16 protein-coding genes are annotated in these 19,196 nt (G+C 58.8%); 5 read left to right on the forward strand and 11 right to left on the reverse strand.

All coding sequences use genetic code 11. The annotated features are described in order from the left end of the window. Positions 1 to 47 precede the first annotated feature (47 nt). Together ACP26L_RS35405 and ACP26L_RS35410 are read right to left on the reverse strand one after the other, a co-directional pair. On the reverse strand, positions 48 to 4,955 hold the full coding sequence (locus ACP26L_RS35405) for a DUF4132 domain-containing protein (RefSeq protein WP_426450289.1): 4,908 nt from the start codon (positions 4,953 to 4,955) through the stop codon (positions 48 to 50). 16 nt (positions 4,956 to 4,971) lie between these two features. Next, positions 4,972 to 5,391 carry a hypothetical protein gene (locus ACP26L_RS35410; RefSeq protein WP_426450291.1) on the reverse strand — a complete coding sequence of 140 codons (420 nt, stop codon included), beginning with the start codon at positions 5,389 to 5,391 and terminating at the stop codon, positions 4,972 to 4,974. 180 nt (positions 5,392 to 5,571) lie between these two features. On the opposite strand from ACP26L_RS35410, the gene ACP26L_RS35415 reads away from it, so the two are divergent. Further along, positions 5,572 to 6,330, forward strand: coding sequence for a VCBS repeat-containing protein (locus tag ACP26L_RS35415; RefSeq protein ID WP_426450292.1), 759 nt, complete (start codon positions 5,572 to 5,574; stop codon positions 6,328 to 6,330). Positions 6,331 to 6,419: 89 nt separating this feature from the next. Here ACP26L_RS35415 and ACP26L_RS35420 read toward each other — a convergent pair whose 3' ends face one another. The 5 genes from ACP26L_RS35420 to ACP26L_RS35440 form a co-directional block, all read right to left on the reverse strand. After that, positions 6,420 to 7,406, reverse strand: coding sequence for a Gfo/Idh/MocA family protein (locus ACP26L_RS35420; RefSeq protein WP_426450293.1), 987 nt, complete (start codon positions 7,404 to 7,406; stop codon positions 6,420 to 6,422). 16 nt (positions 7,407 to 7,422) lie between these two features. Beyond that, positions 7,423 to 8,385 (reverse strand): Gfo/Idh/MocA family protein, encoded by a 963-nt coding sequence (locus ACP26L_RS35425; protein ID WP_426450295.1) that lies wholly within the window; start codon positions 8,383 to 8,385, stop codon positions 7,423 to 7,425. A 252-nt stretch (positions 8,386 to 8,637) separates the two neighbouring features. Next, positions 8,638 to 9,207 carry a 6-phospho-3-hexuloisomerase gene (hxlB, locus tag ACP26L_RS35430; RefSeq protein WP_426450296.1) on the reverse strand — a complete coding sequence of 190 codons (570 nt, stop codon included), beginning with the start codon at positions 9,205 to 9,207 and terminating at the stop codon, positions 8,638 to 8,640. A 1-nt stretch (position 9,208) separates the two neighbouring features. After that, positions 9,209 to 9,841, reverse strand: coding sequence for a 3-hexulose-6-phosphate synthase (hxlA, locus tag ACP26L_RS35435; protein WP_426450298.1), 633 nt, complete (start codon positions 9,839 to 9,841; stop codon positions 9,209 to 9,211). Between the two features lie 192 nt (positions 9,842 to 10,033). After that, positions 10,034 to 10,390: a winged helix-turn-helix transcriptional regulator gene (locus ACP26L_RS35440; RefSeq protein WP_426450300.1), complete on the reverse strand. Its 357-nt coding sequence runs from the start codon at positions 10,388 to 10,390 to the stop codon at positions 10,034 to 10,036. A gap of 239 nt (positions 10,391 to 10,629) precedes the next feature. On the opposite strand from ACP26L_RS35440, the gene ACP26L_RS35445 reads away from it, so the two are divergent. From ACP26L_RS35445 to ACP26L_RS35460, 4 genes are all read left to right on the forward strand, one after another. Then, positions 10,630 to 11,349 (forward strand): 3-ketoacyl-ACP reductase, encoded by a 720-nt coding sequence (locus tag ACP26L_RS35445; protein WP_426450302.1) that lies wholly within the window; start codon positions 10,630 to 10,632, stop codon positions 11,347 to 11,349. Positions 11,350 to 11,584: 235 nt separating this feature from the next. Continuing rightward, positions 11,585 to 13,171, forward strand: a complete 1,587-nt coding sequence (locus ACP26L_RS35450; protein ID WP_426450304.1) for a catalase — start codon at positions 11,585 to 11,587, stop codon at positions 13,169 to 13,171. A 422-nt stretch (positions 13,172 to 13,593) separates the two neighbouring features. Further along, the gene (locus ACP26L_RS35455; protein WP_426450305.1) at positions 13,594 to 14,385 is read left to right on the forward strand and encodes a Cof-type HAD-IIB family hydrolase; all 792 of its coding nucleotides are present in this window, start codon (positions 13,594 to 13,596) and stop codon (positions 14,383 to 14,385) included. Positions 14,386 to 14,593: 208 nt separating this feature from the next. Then, positions 14,594 to 15,361 carry a class I SAM-dependent methyltransferase gene (locus ACP26L_RS35460; RefSeq protein WP_426450306.1) on the forward strand — a complete coding sequence of 256 codons (768 nt, stop codon included), beginning with the start codon at positions 14,594 to 14,596 and terminating at the stop codon, positions 15,359 to 15,361. A gap of 81 nt (positions 15,362 to 15,442) precedes the next feature. Here the strand turns inward: ACP26L_RS35460 and ACP26L_RS35465 are convergent, their stop codons facing one another. The 4 genes from ACP26L_RS35465 to ACP26L_RS35480 form a co-directional block, all read right to left on the reverse strand. Beyond that, positions 15,443 to 16,438, reverse strand: a complete 996-nt coding sequence (locus tag ACP26L_RS35465; protein ID WP_426450307.1) for a stalk domain-containing protein — start codon at positions 16,436 to 16,438, stop codon at positions 15,443 to 15,445. Between the two features lie 183 nt (positions 16,439 to 16,621). Further along, a complete protein-coding gene (locus ACP26L_RS35470) occupies positions 16,622 to 17,386 on the reverse strand; it encodes an amino acid ABC transporter ATP-binding protein (RefSeq protein WP_426450308.1) in 765 nt (254 codons plus the stop codon). Then, complete coding sequence (locus ACP26L_RS35475; RefSeq protein WP_426450309.1) at positions 17,383 to 18,039, reverse strand: amino acid ABC transporter permease; 657 nt, start codon at positions 18,037 to 18,039, stop codon at positions 17,383 to 17,385. The genes ACP26L_RS35470 and ACP26L_RS35475 overlap by 4 nt, the downstream gene beginning before the upstream one ends. 37 nt (positions 18,040 to 18,076) lie before the next feature. After that, the gene (locus tag ACP26L_RS35480) at positions 18,077 to 18,880 is read right to left on the reverse strand and encodes a transporter substrate-binding domain-containing protein (protein ID WP_426450310.1); all 804 of its coding nucleotides are present in this window, start codon (positions 18,878 to 18,880) and stop codon (positions 18,077 to 18,079) included. Positions 18,881 to 19,196 lie beyond the last annotated feature (316 nt).

Below are 19,196 nucleotides of genomic sequence, written 5' to 3' on the forward strand. Positions count from 1 at the left end.
AAAACGCCTTCCCCTGCAGGAGCAGGCGGAAGGCGTTTTGTTGTTGGTTAGGAGCTGATTTGGGCAAGGATACTCGGGTCCTTCAGCTTGTTATCCTGCGCCAGCATCGTGATCTTGGACAGGATCTCGGCCGTCTTCGGATCCTCATCCATGAACGGAAGGAAGATCCGGCCTCTATGCTGCGAGTGAACTGGAATGATGTACAGGGCTCCCGAAGCCTGCTTGTAAGACATCCCGCTGCCGAGATGCACGCTGTACTCCCCGAGGCTCCCCGCGATCAAGGCATAATTGCCCTCCAGCCGGACATTCTTGATCTTGAGCAGACGCAGCGACTCGGCCGCGATGGCTCTCCGGAGTTCAATCGTCGTGAGGCTCGCTTCCGGATCGACAGAACCGGCATGAGCCACGCTGACCACCAGGTCGACATCCCGCATGACCTCCGAGAAGATCAGCGAAGGAATGGAACCCATGTCCAGCGGCTCATAGGTCCGCCGGTGAAAGAACTGCACGGTTTCGATCGTCGGATATTCCACCTCGGACGGAGAGAACCAATCGGCCAGCGCATAGATCCGCGCGATGATGTTCTCTTTGTAATAGACCTTCTGCAGGCCCTCCTCGTAACTGGCTGTCCATAAGCGGGACTTCAGAAGTGCAGCCGCTTTGCGCGGCTGAATCTGGTGCCCGGCATAGCGGCGGGAGAGCGTGCCTGCCGCCAGCTCATCGGCATTCGGCACATACAGCTCGCGGAAGACCTGCTTGAACGGCTGCCGGAGGCCTTGATCGAAGAGGTGCCTCTGATAAGCGCTCCAGTGTCCGCTCTCCAGCAGATGAACCGGATGGGCGATCCGCAGCTCGTCTTGTGCCGCGATCTCATGCTTCACTCCCTGCGGATCTTCCAGCAGACCCTCTCCGTAGAATCCGAGCCGGCCTCCCGCTTCGAATACCAGGGCCCGGAGCAGCGGAGCAATCACGGGGCTGGTCATGAGACCTGCGAGCTCAGCTCCCGTGAACGTGCTTCCGGCGGTCATCGAACGCTCCAGCTCCTCCTTCGCCCGCTTGTACTGGCTGCGGAGCCCGGCCGTTTTCTCCCTCAGCTCCAGGATCCGCTCATGCTTCTTGTACTTCGCCGGGACCGATTTCAGCACCTTGCCTTTGCTGGTCAGCTCAAGCTCAGCTGTGCCTTCATCGTCAATCGCTATGCGGACCGTCAGGTCGTCCAGCGGCTGCGGCTCCAGATCCTGCAGCATCTCCTGGATCTTCTTGGCTTCGAGATCCCAGGTCATCCGGATGACATCCGGGTATCCGGCATTCCGGGCGAGATTGTCCAGCGCGATCCCGCCAGCCTTGGTTTCGCTCGCCCTCCGCTGCGCCCCGAACTTCTTGCTCTCCTTCAGGAACGCATGGATGAATTCATACCGGCGCAGCAGCTCTCCCTCGCGCTCAGGGGAGTCTCCCAGAGGGATCAGGCTGTAGCAGAGCAGGTGGTCCTTATTGCGCTTGGACAGCGCGGACTCGCTCATCTCGGCTGCATCCAGGCGGCCGAGTACCGCATCCGCAAACAGCTGCGACCTCCGGTGGTTGGCACCCGCCGAGATATACTTCGCACAGTCGTACAGGATGGCGAATCGCTCCTCGCCGAGCTCACGGTAGGCCTCTTTGAACCACTCCACATCGAACGCCCCGTCATTGAAATCCTGGGAGGCGATAGGAGAATAATGCGCCACCACCGTTTCTTTCTCTGCCGAGAACGTCTCGTTGATATGCGCATGGAAATACCAGGCGGCACTGCGCAGCCCCTCCCAATTCAGGTGCTTCGCTACGATATCGAGCCACTGCGGCGCATACATGGCCGCCTCCAGCAGCCGTTTCTCGGTGATTCCGCGGCCTTGGAGCTTCTCCCGCAGGTGCAGTTCGTCCTCCCCTTCCTTCGGGTGGCAGATGCGCAGCTGATAAGAGAAGCTTTCCTTCCTGGTGGTCTTCTCCCCGCCGCCGTAGATGTACCCTCGGATGAAGGACTCCCGGTCCAGTCTCGAGAGAAGGGCCACAAAGTCGTCCATGCCCTCCATATACCGGATACTCAGCGCGAGCCCTGTCACCTCGGTCGCCAGGTCTCCCCGGTTGAGCTCGATGTCCAGAATTCTCCGGATCATCCGCTCCTTCAGCGGGGCCAGCGACGGATAGCTCTGTACGATGTCCAGCTTCGAATCCGTCAGGTCCCCAATCCGCCGCCCGCTGCTCCTGCGGATCATGCACTCTTGGTATAGTTCTTCCTCGCTGACCAGACCCAGCTCATAGGCCCGGGCGAGCTCTTGGGTATCCGGCTGGAAGGCATAGTAGCCCGAGAGGGCATACAGATTGAAGCCGTAGGCAAAGTATTCCGTAAAGGAGGCATCGCTGGAGGCCGTCTGGCGAAGCCAGCCAAGCCAAGGATAAGCGAACAGCTGAAGGGTATACCCCTGATCCGCGGGAATGCGGTCCGCTTCCTCTTCCAAGCGGCGGACGATCGGATTCAGCACTCTACCGGCCCAAGCGAACCGCGCCGCCGCATCGCTGTCCGCCACATAAACCTCCAGCAACTGGAGCACCTGAGGCGTGTAAGCCAGCTTCTCCAGATAAGCATGCAGCTCAGCCAGCATATCAACCGGGTAGAGCTCGGTCATGAGGGGCCTGCCCCAGGCATCGATATCCAGGTAGCGGTCCTTCCTCCAATACTCCATGCTGTCCGTATAGTACCGGTACAAGTCATCGTGGTGCCGGCAGTAAAAGACGGTCTGAAGAAGCTCTTCGGCCCCGAAGCCGCTCCCGGCCAGATAGCCGTTCCATACATCGGCGAGGGGATACCCGTCCATCTCTTTCTCCCCGTCCCGCAAGTCATGATAATACTGCTTGTGCACCAGTCTGGTGCCGACCAGTACCGACTCCTTGTTCCCCGAATACCAAGATACCTCGTACTCGTGCTCCCTGTGTTCATGTACAAGATCGGACAGGGCTCCGAGGAATGCCTTGATCCGCCCGGCGGACAGAGTGAAGAACGAACGGACGCCGTTGTCCGGGCAGGGGGGCATCGGCTTCAGCCCCCGGACGGCGGCCGGGTCGAATAACCCAAAGCCGTTGCGCAGCCCGTGCTCTTCCTGCTGGCTCAGCCGCCCCAGCAGCGTACGTTCCTTCTTCGTCGGCTGCTGCACCAGGGCGGTCAGAGCTGCCATGTCTCCGAATGAGCCCAGGCGCTCCTTATCCTCCTTCACCTGGCAGAGCACTTCAAGCCCCCCGAGCCGCTGCAGCTCCTGGCCGCTGCCAAGGAGCCGTTCAAGGGATTCCCGCAGCTCATGCGGCTCAAGCCCCAGCAGAATCGAAATTGCGCTCTGCCGGAGCGCTCCTGTCTTCAGCTTCAGAATTCCCTCCACGATCTCCACTTCGGAGGGAGCCAGCTTCATCTTCTTGAGTTTGGCGAGCGCCGTTTCCCGGATGGTCATGCTCTTGTCGGCCAAGCACTCGAAGACGAATGCCCGCTGCACGGGCTGGGTGAAGTCCTTGACCAAGTGCTTCAACACATCATCGCGGACATCGGGACTAACCTGATCTTGGAGTGCTACGAGCTCCTCGACGAATTCGGTCTCGAAGGCATAGGCGGCAAGGTACATCATCTTCTGGACAATGGCATCAGTGGAGTGTACGACCCACAACCACTCGAATACCCGCGAAGGGAAGTTCATCTCCTTCTGCGGCATGGCGAGCAGCATCGACTTCAGCAGGCTGAACTGCCGCCTGCGCTCGCCCGCGTCTTCCAGGCTCGGCGTTCGCTCGAGCTCCATCGGATATCCTTCTCCCCCCCAGAAACGGACCCGGTAGGCGTAATTGGTGATGAGCAGCGCTTGAAGCTCCGGATCCGTCTCATCCAGATGATGCCGGGCCACCTCATATTTCAATTCGTTGTTCTGGCTCTGGTCCAAGTAATACAGGGCGGCGGCCTTCTGGTACACCTCCCCGTGGTCTAAGATCCAGTGAATTCGCTCCGGAATCTTCGCTTCGTCGCGCATCCCCGTGGCCCACAAACTCAGATACAGCTTCAGTACGTCGCTGCTCCGGGACCACGCTTCGCACAGCTCTTCGTCGGCCAGGCACTGCTGAGCATACTCCAGACTGAGCTTGAGCACCCGGCTCTGCGCCGCCCCGAGCCCGAGCCCGGTCCACACATTGAACGCCCTCTCCACAGAGCTGAATCGGCAAAAGTCGTTCTTCACGATGATGTCCAGCATGTACACCATCGCATCCAGCGTGCCCTCGTCCATCGTCTCCACGATGCTCTGCCTCAGGCCCTCCTGGAGCCTGGCGGCGATCAGCATGTCGCCCATCATTTGATAAGCCTCCGGGAGATGGCAGAGGAAGAGGCCTTTGATCATCCGCCGGTTGAGCAGCGCCGTGTTGTTATCCCCGTAAAGAATGTCTTTGACGGCCGTCATCACTTGATCGTTCCCGCGGTCCAGTTCATAGGCGAGAATGTCGCTGATGACATCATGGCGGTGCGGCTCCTCGGAGGGCGCCGTCAAATAGTCCAGGATACGGAACCCCTTGTGATGCAGCTTCGCCAGATCAACAAGCTTATGGATCGCGCCATCCCTATGCACTCCGAGCTCGGTGGTGCGCAGCGGTCTCCTGTAATACCCCACCGTGTAGGGATATTCCGCCTGGTGGGCCAGGATATAAGCCATCACGTCTTTTTCGTAGGAACCGAGCAGCTCCCCCGCCAGCTCTGCCAAGGGGTCAAGCAGCCGGCTGCCGTCCCCCTCCGCCAAAGCTTGCAGCGCTTCCTTCGCGTCGTTCAGATAATCATGGCCCGTATAGCCTGTCCGCTTCAGCTCGGCGATGATGGCAAGCGCCAGCTTTTGCTTTGGACCAGACAGTGCCGCAGCCCGGCCTTCCAATGCTTCGAATGCGTTGATATGTTCCTCTATCATCGTGCTTCTCCCCCAGTCACCACAATCGTCCTGCCAGCATGGTGAATTTGATCAGAGCGACATCCGCTCCGTCGTTCACATACAACGGATCGTCCAGCCTCTCCGCCTCCTCTTCACCGATGAATACGCGGTATAGTCCGTCTTCGAAGGCCAGAATCGCCGTATCGACCGCTTCCTGCTCCTTCACAGCCGCTTCATTGTATTTCGTGCCGAACCCGACCTTGCCCACACCGCGCTGCAGATCGATCTCGTCTGCTGTTAGATAGTGAACCAGCGGGGCCTCCGCTGCGGATGCGTTGAAACGCTTCACATTCTGCACCACCAGCGCGGTAAGCAGCTCTCTTAACGTGTTAGGCTCTTCTTCCAGCACAATCTCCTTCTTGTCCAGGTAGTTCTTCCTCTTGGCCAGGCTCTTCACGGTAACAAAAATTCGCATACATCCTCCGTTCCCGCTTCCCTATCGAAGTGCTCTATTTCTATAAATCAACCGGATAATCCATTATATTCCGGAACCCGCACCCCTGTATATATGCGGTACCAACCCTAACTCCACACCGCGGAGTGGGCATCCGCATAGGATGACGACAGGTTACCATCTTATAAGGAGGTCGTGCGCATGAGCTGGCAGTACCGCAGCTACCAACAGCCGCCGGCGGGAAGTACCCGTCCGGCCATACTGGACGCCAAGCAGGGGGATGTCACCGGGGACGGCATACCGGATACCGTTTATTTGTACGGTACGAAGCCCCAAGAGCCATCCGGATTCGCAGAAGGCATCACCCTCGTCATCCAAGACGGATGGACCCGTTCCAGAACAACGGTGAATCTCCGCCATAACGCAGGCTACGGTGCCCGGCTGTTCCTGGGGGACTTCACCGGGGACCGGACCGCGGATATCCTGGTTACGATCGATTCCGGAGGAAGCGGGGGATATATCTATGCTTATCTGTACTCTTTCCGCGATCATCTGCTTCAGGAGTTATTCGATGCCGAGAAATACAGCCAATCCTCCAAGTTCAAAGTGAATTATGAGAACGGGTATAAGGTGAGCGTGGCAAGTCCCCAGCTGGATGTGCTCTTCACCTTGGATATCAGCCATAAGGGGGCCGAATACCTGTCGCCGTATTACCGGGAGGATGGCAAGTTGAAGCAGCCGGTCCAGGGCGAGGTGCTGGCTCTCGGTGCGCTGTACCCCATCGTTACGGACCCTGCGGGCATGCGTTATGATCTCATGGCCCTGCAGCGGATCATCGGTGCCTATAATGCGGATACGCTGGGTTATGTCCAGAACCTTCTGACTTGGAACGGAACCGCATTCCATTCCTCCTGGCTGTCGGTGGCCATCCCTCCCGTTAAGCTGATCTCGCACTATTAGCCGCTTTCTCAACCGCTTACCCCGCCGCAAAAAAAGCCCCGGAGCCCGGTCCCAGCCGGTTTTCCGAAGCTTTTTGGGGTGCTGCCTGTCTAATACAGCACGAGCGGGTCGCCCGCCTTCGCGTAGATGGCGGTGATCAGCTCGGTGGCTGTCTTCGCCGACTCTCCGTCGATGAACGGCGGCCGGTCCTCCCGGACCGCGCGTACGAAGTCGGCGGCCAGCCGCTCGAACAGCACCGGGTTCGGCGAGTCTCCCGCCAGATCCGGCTTCTCGAGACCCGGAACCTCCCACGTCACAATCTCATGGTAATTGGCCGCGATGCTGCCCTTCGTCCCCGAGATCTCCAGGATCTCCTTCGTCATCCCTTTGCTAGCCGTGGAGGCCTCGATCATGCCCACCGCGCCGTTGGCGTAGTGAATGACGGCATAGCCGTGGTCCTCCGTCTCGATCTCATGGATGGCCTTGAACCGCTTCGCTTCCAGGACCTCCCGGTAGCCTCCGCACATCCAGAGCGCCAGATCGATGATATGGCTGCCCTGCTGGATGAACGGCCCGCCGCCGTCATGCTCGTACGTGCCGTGCCATGAGTTATAGTAGGCTGCCTCGCGCCAGTGCTTGATCGTCACGTCGACGACGGTGATACGGCCGAGGGCCCCGGAGTCGACAAGCTCCTTGATATAGCCCATATGGCTGATAAACCGCCGCATGTAAGAGACGCCAAGCTTCACGCCGTTCGCCCGGCAGCTCGCGATCATCTCCGCCTGCTTCTCCGGCGAGATATGCAGCGGCTTCTCGCAGAGGCAGTGCAGCCCCAGCCGGGAGGCTTCCATCACGTTCTCGTAATGCACGGCGTTCGGGGTGCAGACCACGACCGCTTCCGCTGCCGCGCGCCGGGCCACATCCGCCAGCTCCGTGCCCGAGACCGCGATCCCGTGCTCCGCCGCGAAGGCCACCGCCTTCTCCGGATTCCGCCCCACCACACCGGCGATCTCGGCTTCCGGCACCTTCGAGAAGGCTTCGAGATAGGAACGCGAGATACTACCGTGGCCGATCAGAACGAACTTCATTGCCGCCATGGATTCCTCCCCCTTCCTATTCCGATTTCATGCTAGCGAGCAGCATGTCCAGCACCTGCATGTTCAGGCGCGTCTCCTCCAGGGAGAACAGCGGCGGACGCCCTTCAAGCACAGCGGCGGAGAAGTCCGTCACTTCCAGCGTGTAGCGGTCCGATTCGGTGACCTCGATCTCGCGGCTACCCTCCTCCGTAACCACTGTAATCTTCCCTGCTGTCCCGAGGAACGTATCCGGAATCTCGATCCGCCCCTTCGTGCCGACAATCTCCGAGTTCATCTGCCCGAACGCGTTGAAGCCGCTGTTGATCGACGCCACGATGCCGCTCGGATACTTCAGCACCGCCGAGAAGAGGACGTCCACCCCATGTTCCTGGACGCTCTGCGACACGCAGGACTCGGCCGTCTCCCCGGTGATCATGCCGATGAAGTTGACCGGATAGCACCCCACGTCATACAGCGAGCCGCCCCCGAGCTCCGGCTGTACTTTGATCGTGTTCGGACGGTTCAGCAGGAAGCGGAAGGCCGAGTGGATGTAGCGGATCTCCCCGATCTCCCCGCTGCGGACGACTTCCTGGAGCTTACGCACCCGGTCGGTATAGCGGTACATGAACGCTTCCATCAGGTACACGCCGTTCTTCTCTGCCGCTGCGATCATCTCATCGCATTCTTCGCCGTTCAGCGCAATAGGCTTCTCGCAGAGCACATGCTTGCCCCGATTCATCGCCGCAATAGCCCACTCCTTGTGCATCGAATTCGGCAGCGGTATATAGACCGCCTGCACCTCGGGATCGTCCAGCAGCTTCTCATAGCTCTCATACACCTTCGTTCCCTCATAGGTGTCGCGCACCTCTTGGCGCTTCTCTTCACTGCCCGAGGCAATGGCGTACAGCTGCGCATTGTCCGACTGCAGAATTCCCGGGATGACCGATGTCTTGGCGATTCTCGCATATCCGAGTACGCCCCATTTCACTTGGCTGCTCATGCGTTTTCCTCCTTGGCTGTCCGTGCCCAATGCACACGTTTACATTCATCTATGAATCTATTGTAGCAGAAGTTTCCGGCGGGAGCGACAAGAGGCTGTGACGGTTCGAAGGGCCGGGTCTGCAGGGCCTAAGGACAAGATCCGACTGCCGGATCAAGTTCCGTCGGCACCAAAAAAGAGCCCGAAAGCACGGGACCGTCCAGTCCCACGCTCTCAAAGGCTCTCCAATCCATGACACGATCAAAACAAAAGCTACTCCAGATTGGCATGACGGCCGTACATCGCCTGCGAATCGAGTCCCTGCTTCTCCATCAGCCGAAGCACCAGGGCATCGAAGAACAGCAGGAGCGTCTGCTCGAACAAAGACCCCATCGGCTGTACCGTAGTGTAAGCATCCCCCGTCCGGTCCTTCGGTGCCCCGGGCAGTGTCACCACGTCTTCCGACAATTGACCTATGGTCGAATCGGGCATGATCGTCACCGCAGCGACGGCCGCTCCCAGGCTTTTGGCCTTGGCAGCCATCGATACCAGACTCTTCGTCTCGCCGGAGCCCGAACCGATGAGGAGCAGATCGTCCCGGGTCATGCCCGGTGTCACCGTCTCGCCTACAACATACGCCTGAAAGCCCATCTGCATGAGACGCATGGCGAATGCGCGCATCATCAGGCCCGAACGGCCGGCGCCCGCCACGAAAATATGCCTCGACCGCAGAATCCGGTCAGCCAGCTGCTCCGTCTCCTCCCCGGATATGCGGCCGGCCGTCTGCCGCAGCTCTCCGATAATCCGGTCCAGCTGCGTTACGTGCAGCTCTGCGCCCGCCATCTCAGGCTCCCTTGATCAGCTGCTGCATCTGTGCTGCGGCCGCTCTCTTGTCTGCCTCGCCTGTAATGCCGCCACCCACGATCACCAGATCCGGCCCTGCCGCGACGACTTCCGGCAGCGTAGCCAGCTTGATCCCGCCGGCCACGGCCGTCTTCGCGTTCTTCACGACTCGCTTGATCGTCAGGAAATCCTCGAATGAGTTTTTGCCGGCTGCCTGCAGGTCATACCCGGTATGGACGCAGATATAGTCGACGCCCATCTCGTCCACTTCCTTCGCCCGCTCCTCCAAGTTCTTCACGGAGATCATATCGACCAGGATCTTCTTGCCAAGCTTGCGGGCTTCCTCCACGCCGCCCCGGATCGTTGCGTCTTCGGCAGCGCCCAGAATCGTGACGATGTCCGCTCCCGCTTCGGAAGCCTTCATCACCTCGTAGCCGGCCGCGTCCATCACTTTGAGATCAGCGAGCACCTGCAGGTGCGGGAACGCTTCTTTGATTTCTTTGACGGCGCGCAGCCCTTCGTTAATGACCACCGGCGTGCCGATTTCGACAATGTCGATGTACGCTTCGACTTCTTGTACCACTTTCTTTGCTTCCGGAATATCGACAAGATCCAATGCCAATTGCAGTTTCATAAAAGTACCTCCCGATGGATGATGGTGATCTGTTTGGAATGGTTTCATTGTAGTCGCATGCATTCGATTGTGAAAGTACGCACTATTTTGTAACGTAGTACCCGTAAGGATACTACGGTGAACGCGGCAGCCTCACAACCGTCCCCTGTCACAGCAAAAAGCCCCCAAACCCTAAGGGTTGGAGGCCCTGCATCAGCCGCCCTCGGAAGGGGCATGCTCCGCTTCGTCCGAAGGAAACCGCTTCCGGTGCCGCTCTCCCCAGGCCGACATCACATCGAGCAGCTCTTTGACCGTTATGCCGTACTCGGTCAGGGAGTATTCCACTTTGGGCGGCACCTGATGATAGATTTGGCGGTGGATAATGCCGTCCTGCTCCAGCTCGCGCAGCTGCTGGGTCAGCATCTTCTGCGTGATGGACGGCATCTCGCGCTTCAGCTCCCCGAACCGCATCGTGCCATCGGTCAGATGGCACAGAATCACCGGCTTCCACTTGCCGCCGATCACCTTAAGCGTCAGTTCGACCGACTGCTTGAACTTCAGATCTCCCAATCCCGCCCGCTCCTTTCGTATCCGGAGGTACGATCCTTCCCCTATTCCACCTTGCATAGAATGGATCTAATATCGAATAATAACCTGGGCCCGACTGGTTTTTCAATCCAAGTCCCACATCCCGAACAAGATCCCCCCTATCCCATATGAATCCTGGGGACCGCATAGAGGAAACTTCTTCCTGGGAATGGTAGAATGAAAGGGTTAGAGAGAACTCAACTGAACAGGAGTGGTGGAACATGGAACTCAAAAATAAAACCGCGATTATCACCGGCGGCGGCAAGGGAATCGGTAAAGCCGCGGCCATCGCTTTGGCCAAAGAAGGCGTGCACCTCGGCCTTATTGCCCGCAGCACTGGGGATCTGGAAGCCCTGCAGAGCGAGCTTCAAGACACCTACGGTGTGAAGGTCTTCTACGCCTCAGCCGATATTACGAGCCGTCCCGAAGTCGAAGCTGCAGTAAGCGGGCTGATCGGACAGCTCGGCTCCCTCGACATTCTCATCAACAATGCGGGCATTGCAAGCTTCGGCAAGGTGGCCGAGATGGACCCGGAGCAGTGGGAGGGAATTATCCGTACGAACCTCATGGGCACCTACTATGTGACGCGCGCGGCGCTGCCTACCCTGCTCGAGCAGCAGAGCGGCAGCATCATCAACATCGCTTCCACAGCCGGCGAACGCGGCTTTGCCACCGGGTCCGCCTACTGTGCGTCGAAGTTCGCGGTCATGGGCTTCACGGAGTCCCTCTTCCAGGAGGTGCGCAAGTCCAACATCCGCGTGACCGCACTCACTCCGAGCACCGTGAACACGGAGCTCGCCTCGAACGCCGGTCTGCCGATCGGCGACGAAGACCGGATGATGCAGCCGGAGGACGTTGCGGACCTGATTCTGGCCGCCCTGAAGCTGCCGGCCCGCGTGTTCGTCAAAGCTGCCGGCATCTGGACGACCAACCCGCAGTAAGAACTCTGCATTGTAATCAACTGCCGATATGATGTCGGCTTGAGGCAGCTCCATGACCGGCCCTACCGGCAGCAGCGTCCAGCCTTCTTTTCCAGGGGCACCTTCGGGTGTCCCTTTTCGCATCTTTTGTCCCTCTGGGGAAGTAGGTTGTTTCATGTAGGCTGAAAGCGGTTAATTGTTTAGGCTGTTCTCTTCTTATCCTACTCTTCCATATAGGGCGAAAGGTGGTTTACTTGTGACCGAAGCGAATGGAAACCCGAATCAATCCAAACCTGAATCAGCGGAGAATACGCTCACAAACCGTCAGGGCCACCCGATCACCGACAACCAGAACACACGCACGGTGGGCAGCCGCGGACCGACCACCATGGAGAACTACCATCTGCTTGAGAAGATCAGCCACTTCGACCGGGAACGCATCCCGGAGCGTGTCGTGCATGCCCGCGGCGCCGGGGCTCATGGGGTCTTCGAAGCCTACGGCACAGTCGGCGATGAGCCGGTATCGAAGTATACCCGTGCGAAGCTGTTCCAGGAAGCCGGCAAGCAGACCCCGGTGTTCGTGCGCTTCTCGACGGTCATCCACGGCGGCCATTCACCCGAAACCCTCCGCGATCCGCGCGGCTTCGCCACCAAGTTCTATACGGAAGACGGCAACTGGGATCTCGTCGGTAACAACCTCAAGATCTTTTTCATCCGCGATCCCCTGAAATTTCCCGATATGGTCCATGCCTTCAAGCCCGACCCGCTGACGAACGCGCAGAGCATGGAGCGCTTCTTCGACTTCGTTTCGCTGAGTCCGGAAGCGACCCACATGGTCACGTTCATCTTCTCGCCCTGGGGTATTCCGGCCAACTACCGCCAGATGCAGGGATCGGGTGTCAATACATACAAGTGGGTGAACGCGGAGGGCGAAGCCGTGCTCGTCAAATACCACTGGGAGCCTCTCGGCCAGGGCATCAAGAACCTGCTGCAGAAGGAAGCAAACGAGATTCAGGCGACCGAGTTCAACCATGCGACACTGGACCTCTACCATGCGATCGAACGCGGGGACTATCCGGAGTGGGAGCTCTGCGTTCAGATCATGAGCGACGATGAGCATCCAGAGCTGGATTTTGACCCGCTCGACCCGACGAAGCTGTGGCCCGTGGATCAGTTCCCGTTCCTGCCCGTCGGCAAAATGACCCTGAACCGCAATCCGGAGGACTACTTCACGGAGGTGGAACAGTCGGCGTTCGGTACCGGCGTCCTCGTCGACGGCCTCGACTTCTCCGACGACAAGCTGCTGCAGGGCCGCACGTTCTCCTACTCGGACACGCAGCGCTACCGCGTCGGAAGCAACTACCTGCAGCTGCCGATTAACGCGCCGAAATCCCGGGTGGCGACGAACCAGAGCGGCGGCCAGATGCAGTACAAGGTGGACCGCGCGCCGGGACAGAACCCGCACGTGAACTACGAGCCGTCCTCCCTCGGCGGCCTGAAGGAAGCGCCGAAGAGCGGCAAAGAGCACGAGCCGCGCTACGACGCGAAGCTCGTCCGCCAGAAGATCGAGCGGACGAACGACTTCGGCCAGGCCGGTGAGACGTACCGTTCGTTCGAGGACTGGGAGCGTGACGAGCTGATCGCGAACCTGGGCAGCGCGCTCGCCACCTGCCGTGCGGACATCCAGGAGCGGATGATCGGCTACTTCACGCAGGCGGATGCCGATTACGGCAGGCGCGTCGCGGAAGCGATCCGCGGGGCCGGCTGGGACGCCAAGCCGCAGGGAACCGGCGCCGACCCGTCCAAGGCGGAGAGCAAGGGACACGAAGCCGGACCTTATTGATCCGATCCACCGCGCCCGAGCCGGAAGGCATGGAAGGGGCTGTCCCAAAAGGATTTCCAGTAGATGTAAACAACCCAAAAATGACCTCAAAATCCATTGTTACGTGGAGGATGAGGTCATTTTTTATCGCTGAATTCCTATTCAAATTGGGGGATCAAAAATCATGAATTGCCTTTTGGGACAGCCCCATTTTGGGGCGCTGCGTGGGAGAGGATAATACTGGCGGAGGAATCGGCATGCGTTATCCCATAGGCGTCCGGCGATGTACGGCAGCATATGGAGGTATTGGGGCGACAATTACGCCCCGGCCCTTGCTCCCCCCTGCTTCCCGGTGTATGATGACCAAAGAACCATACCTCGGCAGTATCCATATACAGAGCAGCCTCCGGGCAACCCGGGGCGCACACGGAAGGGTGGATTTTATGTCTTACAAAATCGTGTTTCTCGATATCGATGGTACGCTGGTCAACGAAGACAAGGTCGTGCCGCAGGACACCATTGATGCGGTCCGTGAGCTGAAGGCAAGCGGCGTGGAGCCGGTCATCGCGACGGGACGGGCCCCTTATTTCTTCCGCCCGCTGCTGGAACAGCTGGGACTGGAATCGTTCGTCAGCCTGAACGGCGCCTATGTCGTGTACAAGGGCGAAGCACTCTATTCCCGCGTCATTCCCAAGACGAGCCTCCAGCTGCTCGTCGAGCATGCGGCGAAGAACAATCACGCGCTGGTATTCCAAAGCCATGAGGCGTTCTTCACGAACAGTCAGGAGCACCAGCATGTCTTCGATTCGGTCGCATCGCTGAAGGTGAACCAGCCCGGCTACGATCCGAACTACTGGCAGACGGCGGATATTTACCAGGCGTTCCTGCACTGCAGCGCCGAAGAAGAAGCGCTCTACAAGGATGTGCTTCCTGACCTGCAGCTGGTCCGCTGGCACCCGTCCGCGATGGACGTGCTACCGGTGGGCGGCTCCAAGGCCCAGGGCATCCAGGCGCTCCTCGCGCATCTCGGCATCCCGCCGGAGGAAGGCGTTGCATTCGGCGACGGCCTCAACGACAAGGAAATGCTGACCTACGTCGGCCTCGGCATTGCCATGGGCAACTCCAATCCCGAGCTGCTGCCTTATGCGGACTTCGTGACCGCGCACGTCGACGAGGGCGGCATCCGCAAAGGCCTGGAGCACGCCGGCCTGCTGCCTGCCGCCAGCCGCGCCTAAGCCCCCGAATCGACAGATAGAAGCCCTGCCCCGGGAAATCCACTTCAAGGCAGGGCTCTTTGGCATGCGCGGCGGGCCGCACCACGGCCGCTATCGCCGGGGAAAATCGTTAACAGCCGTTCTTCCCCTACTGCACGGAGTCCGGACAGCCATATCATAGGAGTGTATTCGCTGCCATTACATATCCATTCACGGAGGAATGCTTTTTATGAGTCTTGGTGCTTACGGTACGCTCTGCACGGAAGTCTATGATCTGACGAAGCCGGTTGGGAAGTCGATCGGCGGGGACCTTGAGTATTACAGGGAGCGGCTCGCCTCCTGCCGGGGACGCACTCTCGAAGCCATGTGCGGCTCCGGGCGCCTGCTGATCCCGCTGGTCGAGGCGGGCCTTAACGTCGACGGCATCGACGAATCGCCCCAGATGCTCGCCTCCTGCCAGGGGCGCTGTGAGGCCGGGGGACTGATCCCCCGCCTCTTCGAAGGGAAGCTGCAGGAGCTGTCCCTGCCGTACCTCTACGAGGCCATTATCGTGCCGGCAGGCTCCTTCCTGCTCATCGAAGACCGGGAGGAGTCAGTGGAAGTGCTTCGCCGCTTCCACCGCCATCTGGTGCCGGGCGGCCGGCTGATCCTGGATCTGGAGATGCCGGATCTGCAGAACCTGGGGATTGGCACCACGGGAACCTCCGCCTTTCCTCTCCTGGGTGGGGATGTCATCACGATGGAGAGCCGGACCGTGGAAGCCGATCTCTTCCGTCAAGTAGTGGTGACCCACCTTCGATACGAGAAGTGGCGTCAGGGCTCCCTGCTTTCATCCGAACTTCAGAGGCTTGCACTCCGGTGGTACGGGATCGAGGAGTTCCGGATGCTGCTGGATAGCGTCGGCTTCTCGAATATTACCGTCTCCGCCGATTACGAGTATGGCAGGGCTCCGTCCCACCATCGGCAGATCTTCACCTATGAAGCTGTCCGGGAGTAAGCGGAAGCCTTTGGGCGGACGCTCCTCCTTGCCGCCGGACGAGGGCGCCCCCGGCCAACGCTCTGTAGTGCCCGGAACAAGCTACTCGGCCCCATCCGCGGAAGCCGCCAGGGTCCCGAAGAAGGCCAGGTCGCTCAGTTTGTACGTATTGCCCGATTTCACAAACTTGAATTGCACCGATACCAACGTACCAGCTTCATCATCGGTATGCGCCTGATAGTGAAGCGTTAATCCTTCGGTCGCATCATAGCCTGACGTCCTGTCCGGGAAGTCCCTGCTGTTCAGCGCGGCCAGTACCCCTTCCGTGCTCTCTTTGACCTCCTTCAATGGCATTCGCCCGCGTGTCAGTTCCAGTCCGCTGCTCACCCGCCGGTACACATCCGCCGGACTGCCTGCCGCTTGGCCCTCCGGATAAACCTTGTACACGTACTCCCTCAGCTTCTCGTCGGTATTCATGGTCCGCAGCGCATAGATGTAGGTGTTCAGCCCTTCCCTGGCTGCAGATTTGTAATCGTCGAAGATCCTCGAAGGGGTGGTATCGGCTGGGTAGGTGACCGGAAGCTTGCCGCCAGATGTTTCCTCCGCTGATTTCTCTTTATCTGACGTTTCCTTATCTGACGTTACTTTATCTGACGTTTCTTTACCTGACTTCTCTTGCTCTGCCTTCTCTTCATTCGGCTTCTCCGGATCGGACTGTCCGCCGCCCTTGGTCCCCTTGTCCGCCGCCTTAGATTCGGATGCCCGTGGTTCGGCCTGCACGGCCGGGTCTGGATTCTTTTCGGCAGAGGTAATGACCACCGTCTCCGTCGCTTCCTCCCAGCTCACCTTGGCGCCGAGCGCCTCTGCGAGCGGCTTCGCCGGTACATACGAACGGCCTTGATAGACGATCGGCGCCAGCTCTTCTTTTCCTTCAGGGTCGGAAAGATCTACGGTATGACCATCCACCTGCATCGTCATCCGCGTGTTAAGATGGGCCGAGATTTTCTTGATCGCATCGTCCGCATAAGCTCCACCCATGAAGCCCATGGTCAGGGCTAGAGCCAGTCCGCCTGTGATTGCCGTGTTCCGTTTATTCACGTTTCTCCTCCTTTTCCATTCCATTTCATGGAATTACACTCATTTAGTGTAAAATATTCCCTGCCCCACGGCAACCCCAATAAGGTCTCCGCCTCCAATCGATCTCCATGGCGGCCTTCCGGACCGCACAAAAAGCCCCTCCTCCCGGACAGGGAAGAAAGGGGCTTCGCTTGGTGTCGTATCTTACTGCAGGCTTTGCGAGGCGTATCCCCCCTGTACACCTGAGCTCAAAATCTTGCCGAGGAACGCCTGTGTCCGTTCATGCTTCGGCGCATCGAACAGCTCGGAGGGCGGTCCCTCCTCGAGAATATAGCCCCCGTCCATGAAGAGGACGCGGTCGGCCACTTCCCGGGCGAAACCCATCTCGTGCGTGACGACCACCATCGTCATGCCCTCGCGGGCGAGCTCCTTCATGACGAGCAGCACTTCGCCGACCATCTCGGGGTCCAGCGCGGAGGTCGGCTCGTCGAACAGCATCACCCGCGGGTTCATCGCAAGCGCGCGGGCGATCGCCACCCGCTGCTGCTGCCCCCCAGAGAGGCGGTCCGGGTACTCATCCCGCTTCGACTCAAGGCCGACCTTACGAAGCAGCTCCATTGCTTGTTTCTCATTCTCCCCTTTGTCCCGCTTCTTGACATATTTGGGGGCGAGCATGATATTCTCCAGCACCGTCAGGTGGGGGAAGAGGTGAAAGTGCTGGAACACCATGCCCACCTGCTCCCGTAGGGTATCGATTGCGGTCTTCGGGGAAGTCACTTCCGTCTCACCGATACGGATCGTACCCGCCGTTACTTCCTCAAGCAGGTTGAGACAGCGCAGGAAGGTGCTTTTGCCGGAACCCGACGGCCCGATCACACACACCACTTCCTTCTCCCGGATGGTGGTCGAGATATCCCGGAGCACCTCGAGCGATCCGAACCGCTTTTGTAGATTCTGCACGGTGATCATTTGACTGCGAACCTCCTCTCCAGTCTGCGGGCCAGCCAGGACAGCGCATAGATGATAATGAAGTAGAAGATCGCGACGACCCCCCATATCTCAAAAGCGCGAAAATTCTCGGCGATGATGATCTCCCCGCTCTGGGTCAATTCCCGGATCCCGATGACCGACAGCAAGGACGTATCCTTGATACTGACGATCACCTGGTTCACGAAGGCCGGCGTCATCCGGCGGATGGCCTGCGGCAGAATCACCAGCCGCATCGTGAGGAATTTGCTCATCCCAAGCGACCGGGCCGCCTCCATCTGGCCCCGGTGAATCGAGTCGATCCCCCCGCGGAAGATCTCCGATATGTAGGCTCCCGCATTCAGCGAGATGGCGGCAATGCCGGCGGCTTCCGCGGGAATCCGGATGTCGAGGAACACCGGCAGTCCGAGATAGATGAAGAACACCTGGACGAGCAGCGGGGTCCCGCGGATGAGATCCACATAGAACAGGGCCGGCATGCGCAGCAGCTTGTTGGAAGAAGTACTCATCAGTCCGGAGATCAGACCGATCACAAAAGCGATGGCGAGCGAGATCGTAACCAGCTTCAGGGTAATCAGCGTGCCTTCGAGCAGCACGGGGACTGCATCGAGAATTACTTGCCATGATGACGGCATCCACTTTCCAGTCCCTTCTGTAATGGTATCCTGCCGTTTATTTGGACTCGGACTTCATGTACTTGTTGATGATTTCGTCCAGCTTGCCGCTGTCTTTGACTTTCTTCAGCCCGTCGTTGATTTTCTTCAGGAGCTCCGCGTTATCTTTGCCTACAGCAATGCCGTAGAAATCGCCGTTCAGCCGGTCACCAACGATCTTCAGCTTCGATGCCGGATCGACGGCAATCTTATAGGAGACCACCGGATAGTCTTCAATGGTGACATCGGCGTTCTTGTTCACGACTTCCTGGAACATCGCCGGGCTGTCATCGAAATGTTTGACCTGAGCGCCGTGCTTCTTGCCGAGCTCTTCCGCCTGTTTGGCACCCGTCGTACCTTTTTTGATGGCAATCACTTTGCCCTTCAGGTCATCGGGTCCTTTGATCTCATTGTTGTCCTCCCGTACGACGAGAGACAATCCTGCCTTGTAATAAGACTCCGACAGGGCGACGACCTGCTTGCGCTCTTCGGTGATGCTGATCCCTGCGATGGCTCCATCCAGCTGCTTCGCCGTAATGGCGGGGATGATGCCCTTAAAGTCCATCGGCTTCAACTCCACCTCGAAGCCTTCTTCCTTGGCGATGGCGTTGATGAGTTCAATATCGATGCCTACATACTTCCCGTCCTTCTCGAACTCGAACGGCGGATAGGTCGCATCCGTCCCGAACACGTACTTCTTCGCTCCTTCACCCGGCTTGGCCGTATCCGGCGACGTACCGGCTGTCTGATCTGCGCTTGTACCGCAGGCGCTGATCGACAGTGCAAGAAGTGCTGTTAGAAGGAAAGACCCGACTTTTTTCATGAGAATAAACCTCCTCTTGGATAATCCGCCTGGGAGCTGCCCCTGGCTGTGTTGATACATTTTCCGTGAACGCCGTATGACAAGGGATTACCATACTGGAATGCACGGCCCTTCCTGTTATGTAACTATTCCTAACATGAATGTTCCTCATTCTAGTTGATAACTAACCACGTGTCAATATTCATAACAAATTTAACGAGCCTTTTACCAATATCCCTCCCTCTTCAATTCCCATATCGTGGGTAGTCACCTTACAAGTGTAAAAGAAAGCGCTTCATCAGGCAACCCCTACTTTCCCCGCCCCTTCTCCCGTGTC

The organism is Paenibacillus sp. S-38 (genome assembly GCF_049942825.1).
Taxonomy (GTDB): domain Bacteria; phylum Bacillota; class Bacilli; order Paenibacillales; family NBRC-103111; genus Paenibacillus_G.

Coding starts and splice junctions, on each gene's coding strand:
- ACP26L_RS35405 (WP_426450289.1), bottom strand. CDS start 4,955: ATGATAGAGGAACATATCAACGCATTCGAAGCATTGGAAGGCCGGGCT.
- ACP26L_RS35410 (WP_426450291.1), bottom strand. CDS start 5,391: ATGCGAATTTTTGTTACCGTGAAGAGCCTGGCCAAGAGGAAGAACTAC.
- ACP26L_RS35415 (WP_426450292.1), top strand. CDS start 5,572: ATGAGCTGGCAGTACCGCAGCTACCAACAGCCGCCGGCGGGAAGTACC.
- ACP26L_RS35420 (WP_426450293.1), bottom strand. CDS start 7,406: ATGGCGGCAATGAAGTTCGTTCTGATCGGCCACGGTAGTATCTCGCGT.
- ACP26L_RS35425 (WP_426450295.1), bottom strand. CDS start 8,385: ATGAGCAGCCAAGTGAAATGGGGCGTACTCGGATATGCGAGAATCGCC.
- hxlB (WP_426450296.1), bottom strand. CDS start 9,207: ATGGCGGGCGCAGAGCTGCACGTAACGCAGCTGGACCGGATTATCGGA.
- hxlA (WP_426450298.1), bottom strand. CDS start 9,841: ATGAAACTGCAATTGGCATTGGATCTTGTCGATATTCCGGAAGCAAAG.
- ACP26L_RS35445 (WP_426450302.1), top strand. CDS start 10,630: ATGGAACTCAAAAATAAAACCGCGATTATCACCGGCGGCGGCAAGGGA.
- ACP26L_RS35455 (WP_426450305.1), top strand. CDS start 13,594: ATGTCTTACAAAATCGTGTTTCTCGATATCGATGGTACGCTGGTCAAC.
- ACP26L_RS35460 (WP_426450306.1), top strand. CDS start 14,594: ATGAGTCTTGGTGCTTACGGTACGCTCTGCACGGAAGTCTATGATCTG.
- ACP26L_RS35470 (WP_426450308.1), bottom strand. CDS start 17,386: ATGATCACCGTGCAGAATCTACAAAAGCGGTTCGGATCGCTCGAGGTG.
- ACP26L_RS35475 (WP_426450309.1), bottom strand. CDS start 18,039: ATGCCGTCATCATGGCAAGTAATTCTCGATGCAGTCCCCGTGCTGCTC.
- ACP26L_RS35480 (WP_426450310.1), bottom strand. CDS start 18,880: ATGAAAAAAGTCGGGTCTTTCCTTCTAACAGCACTTCTTGCACTGTCG.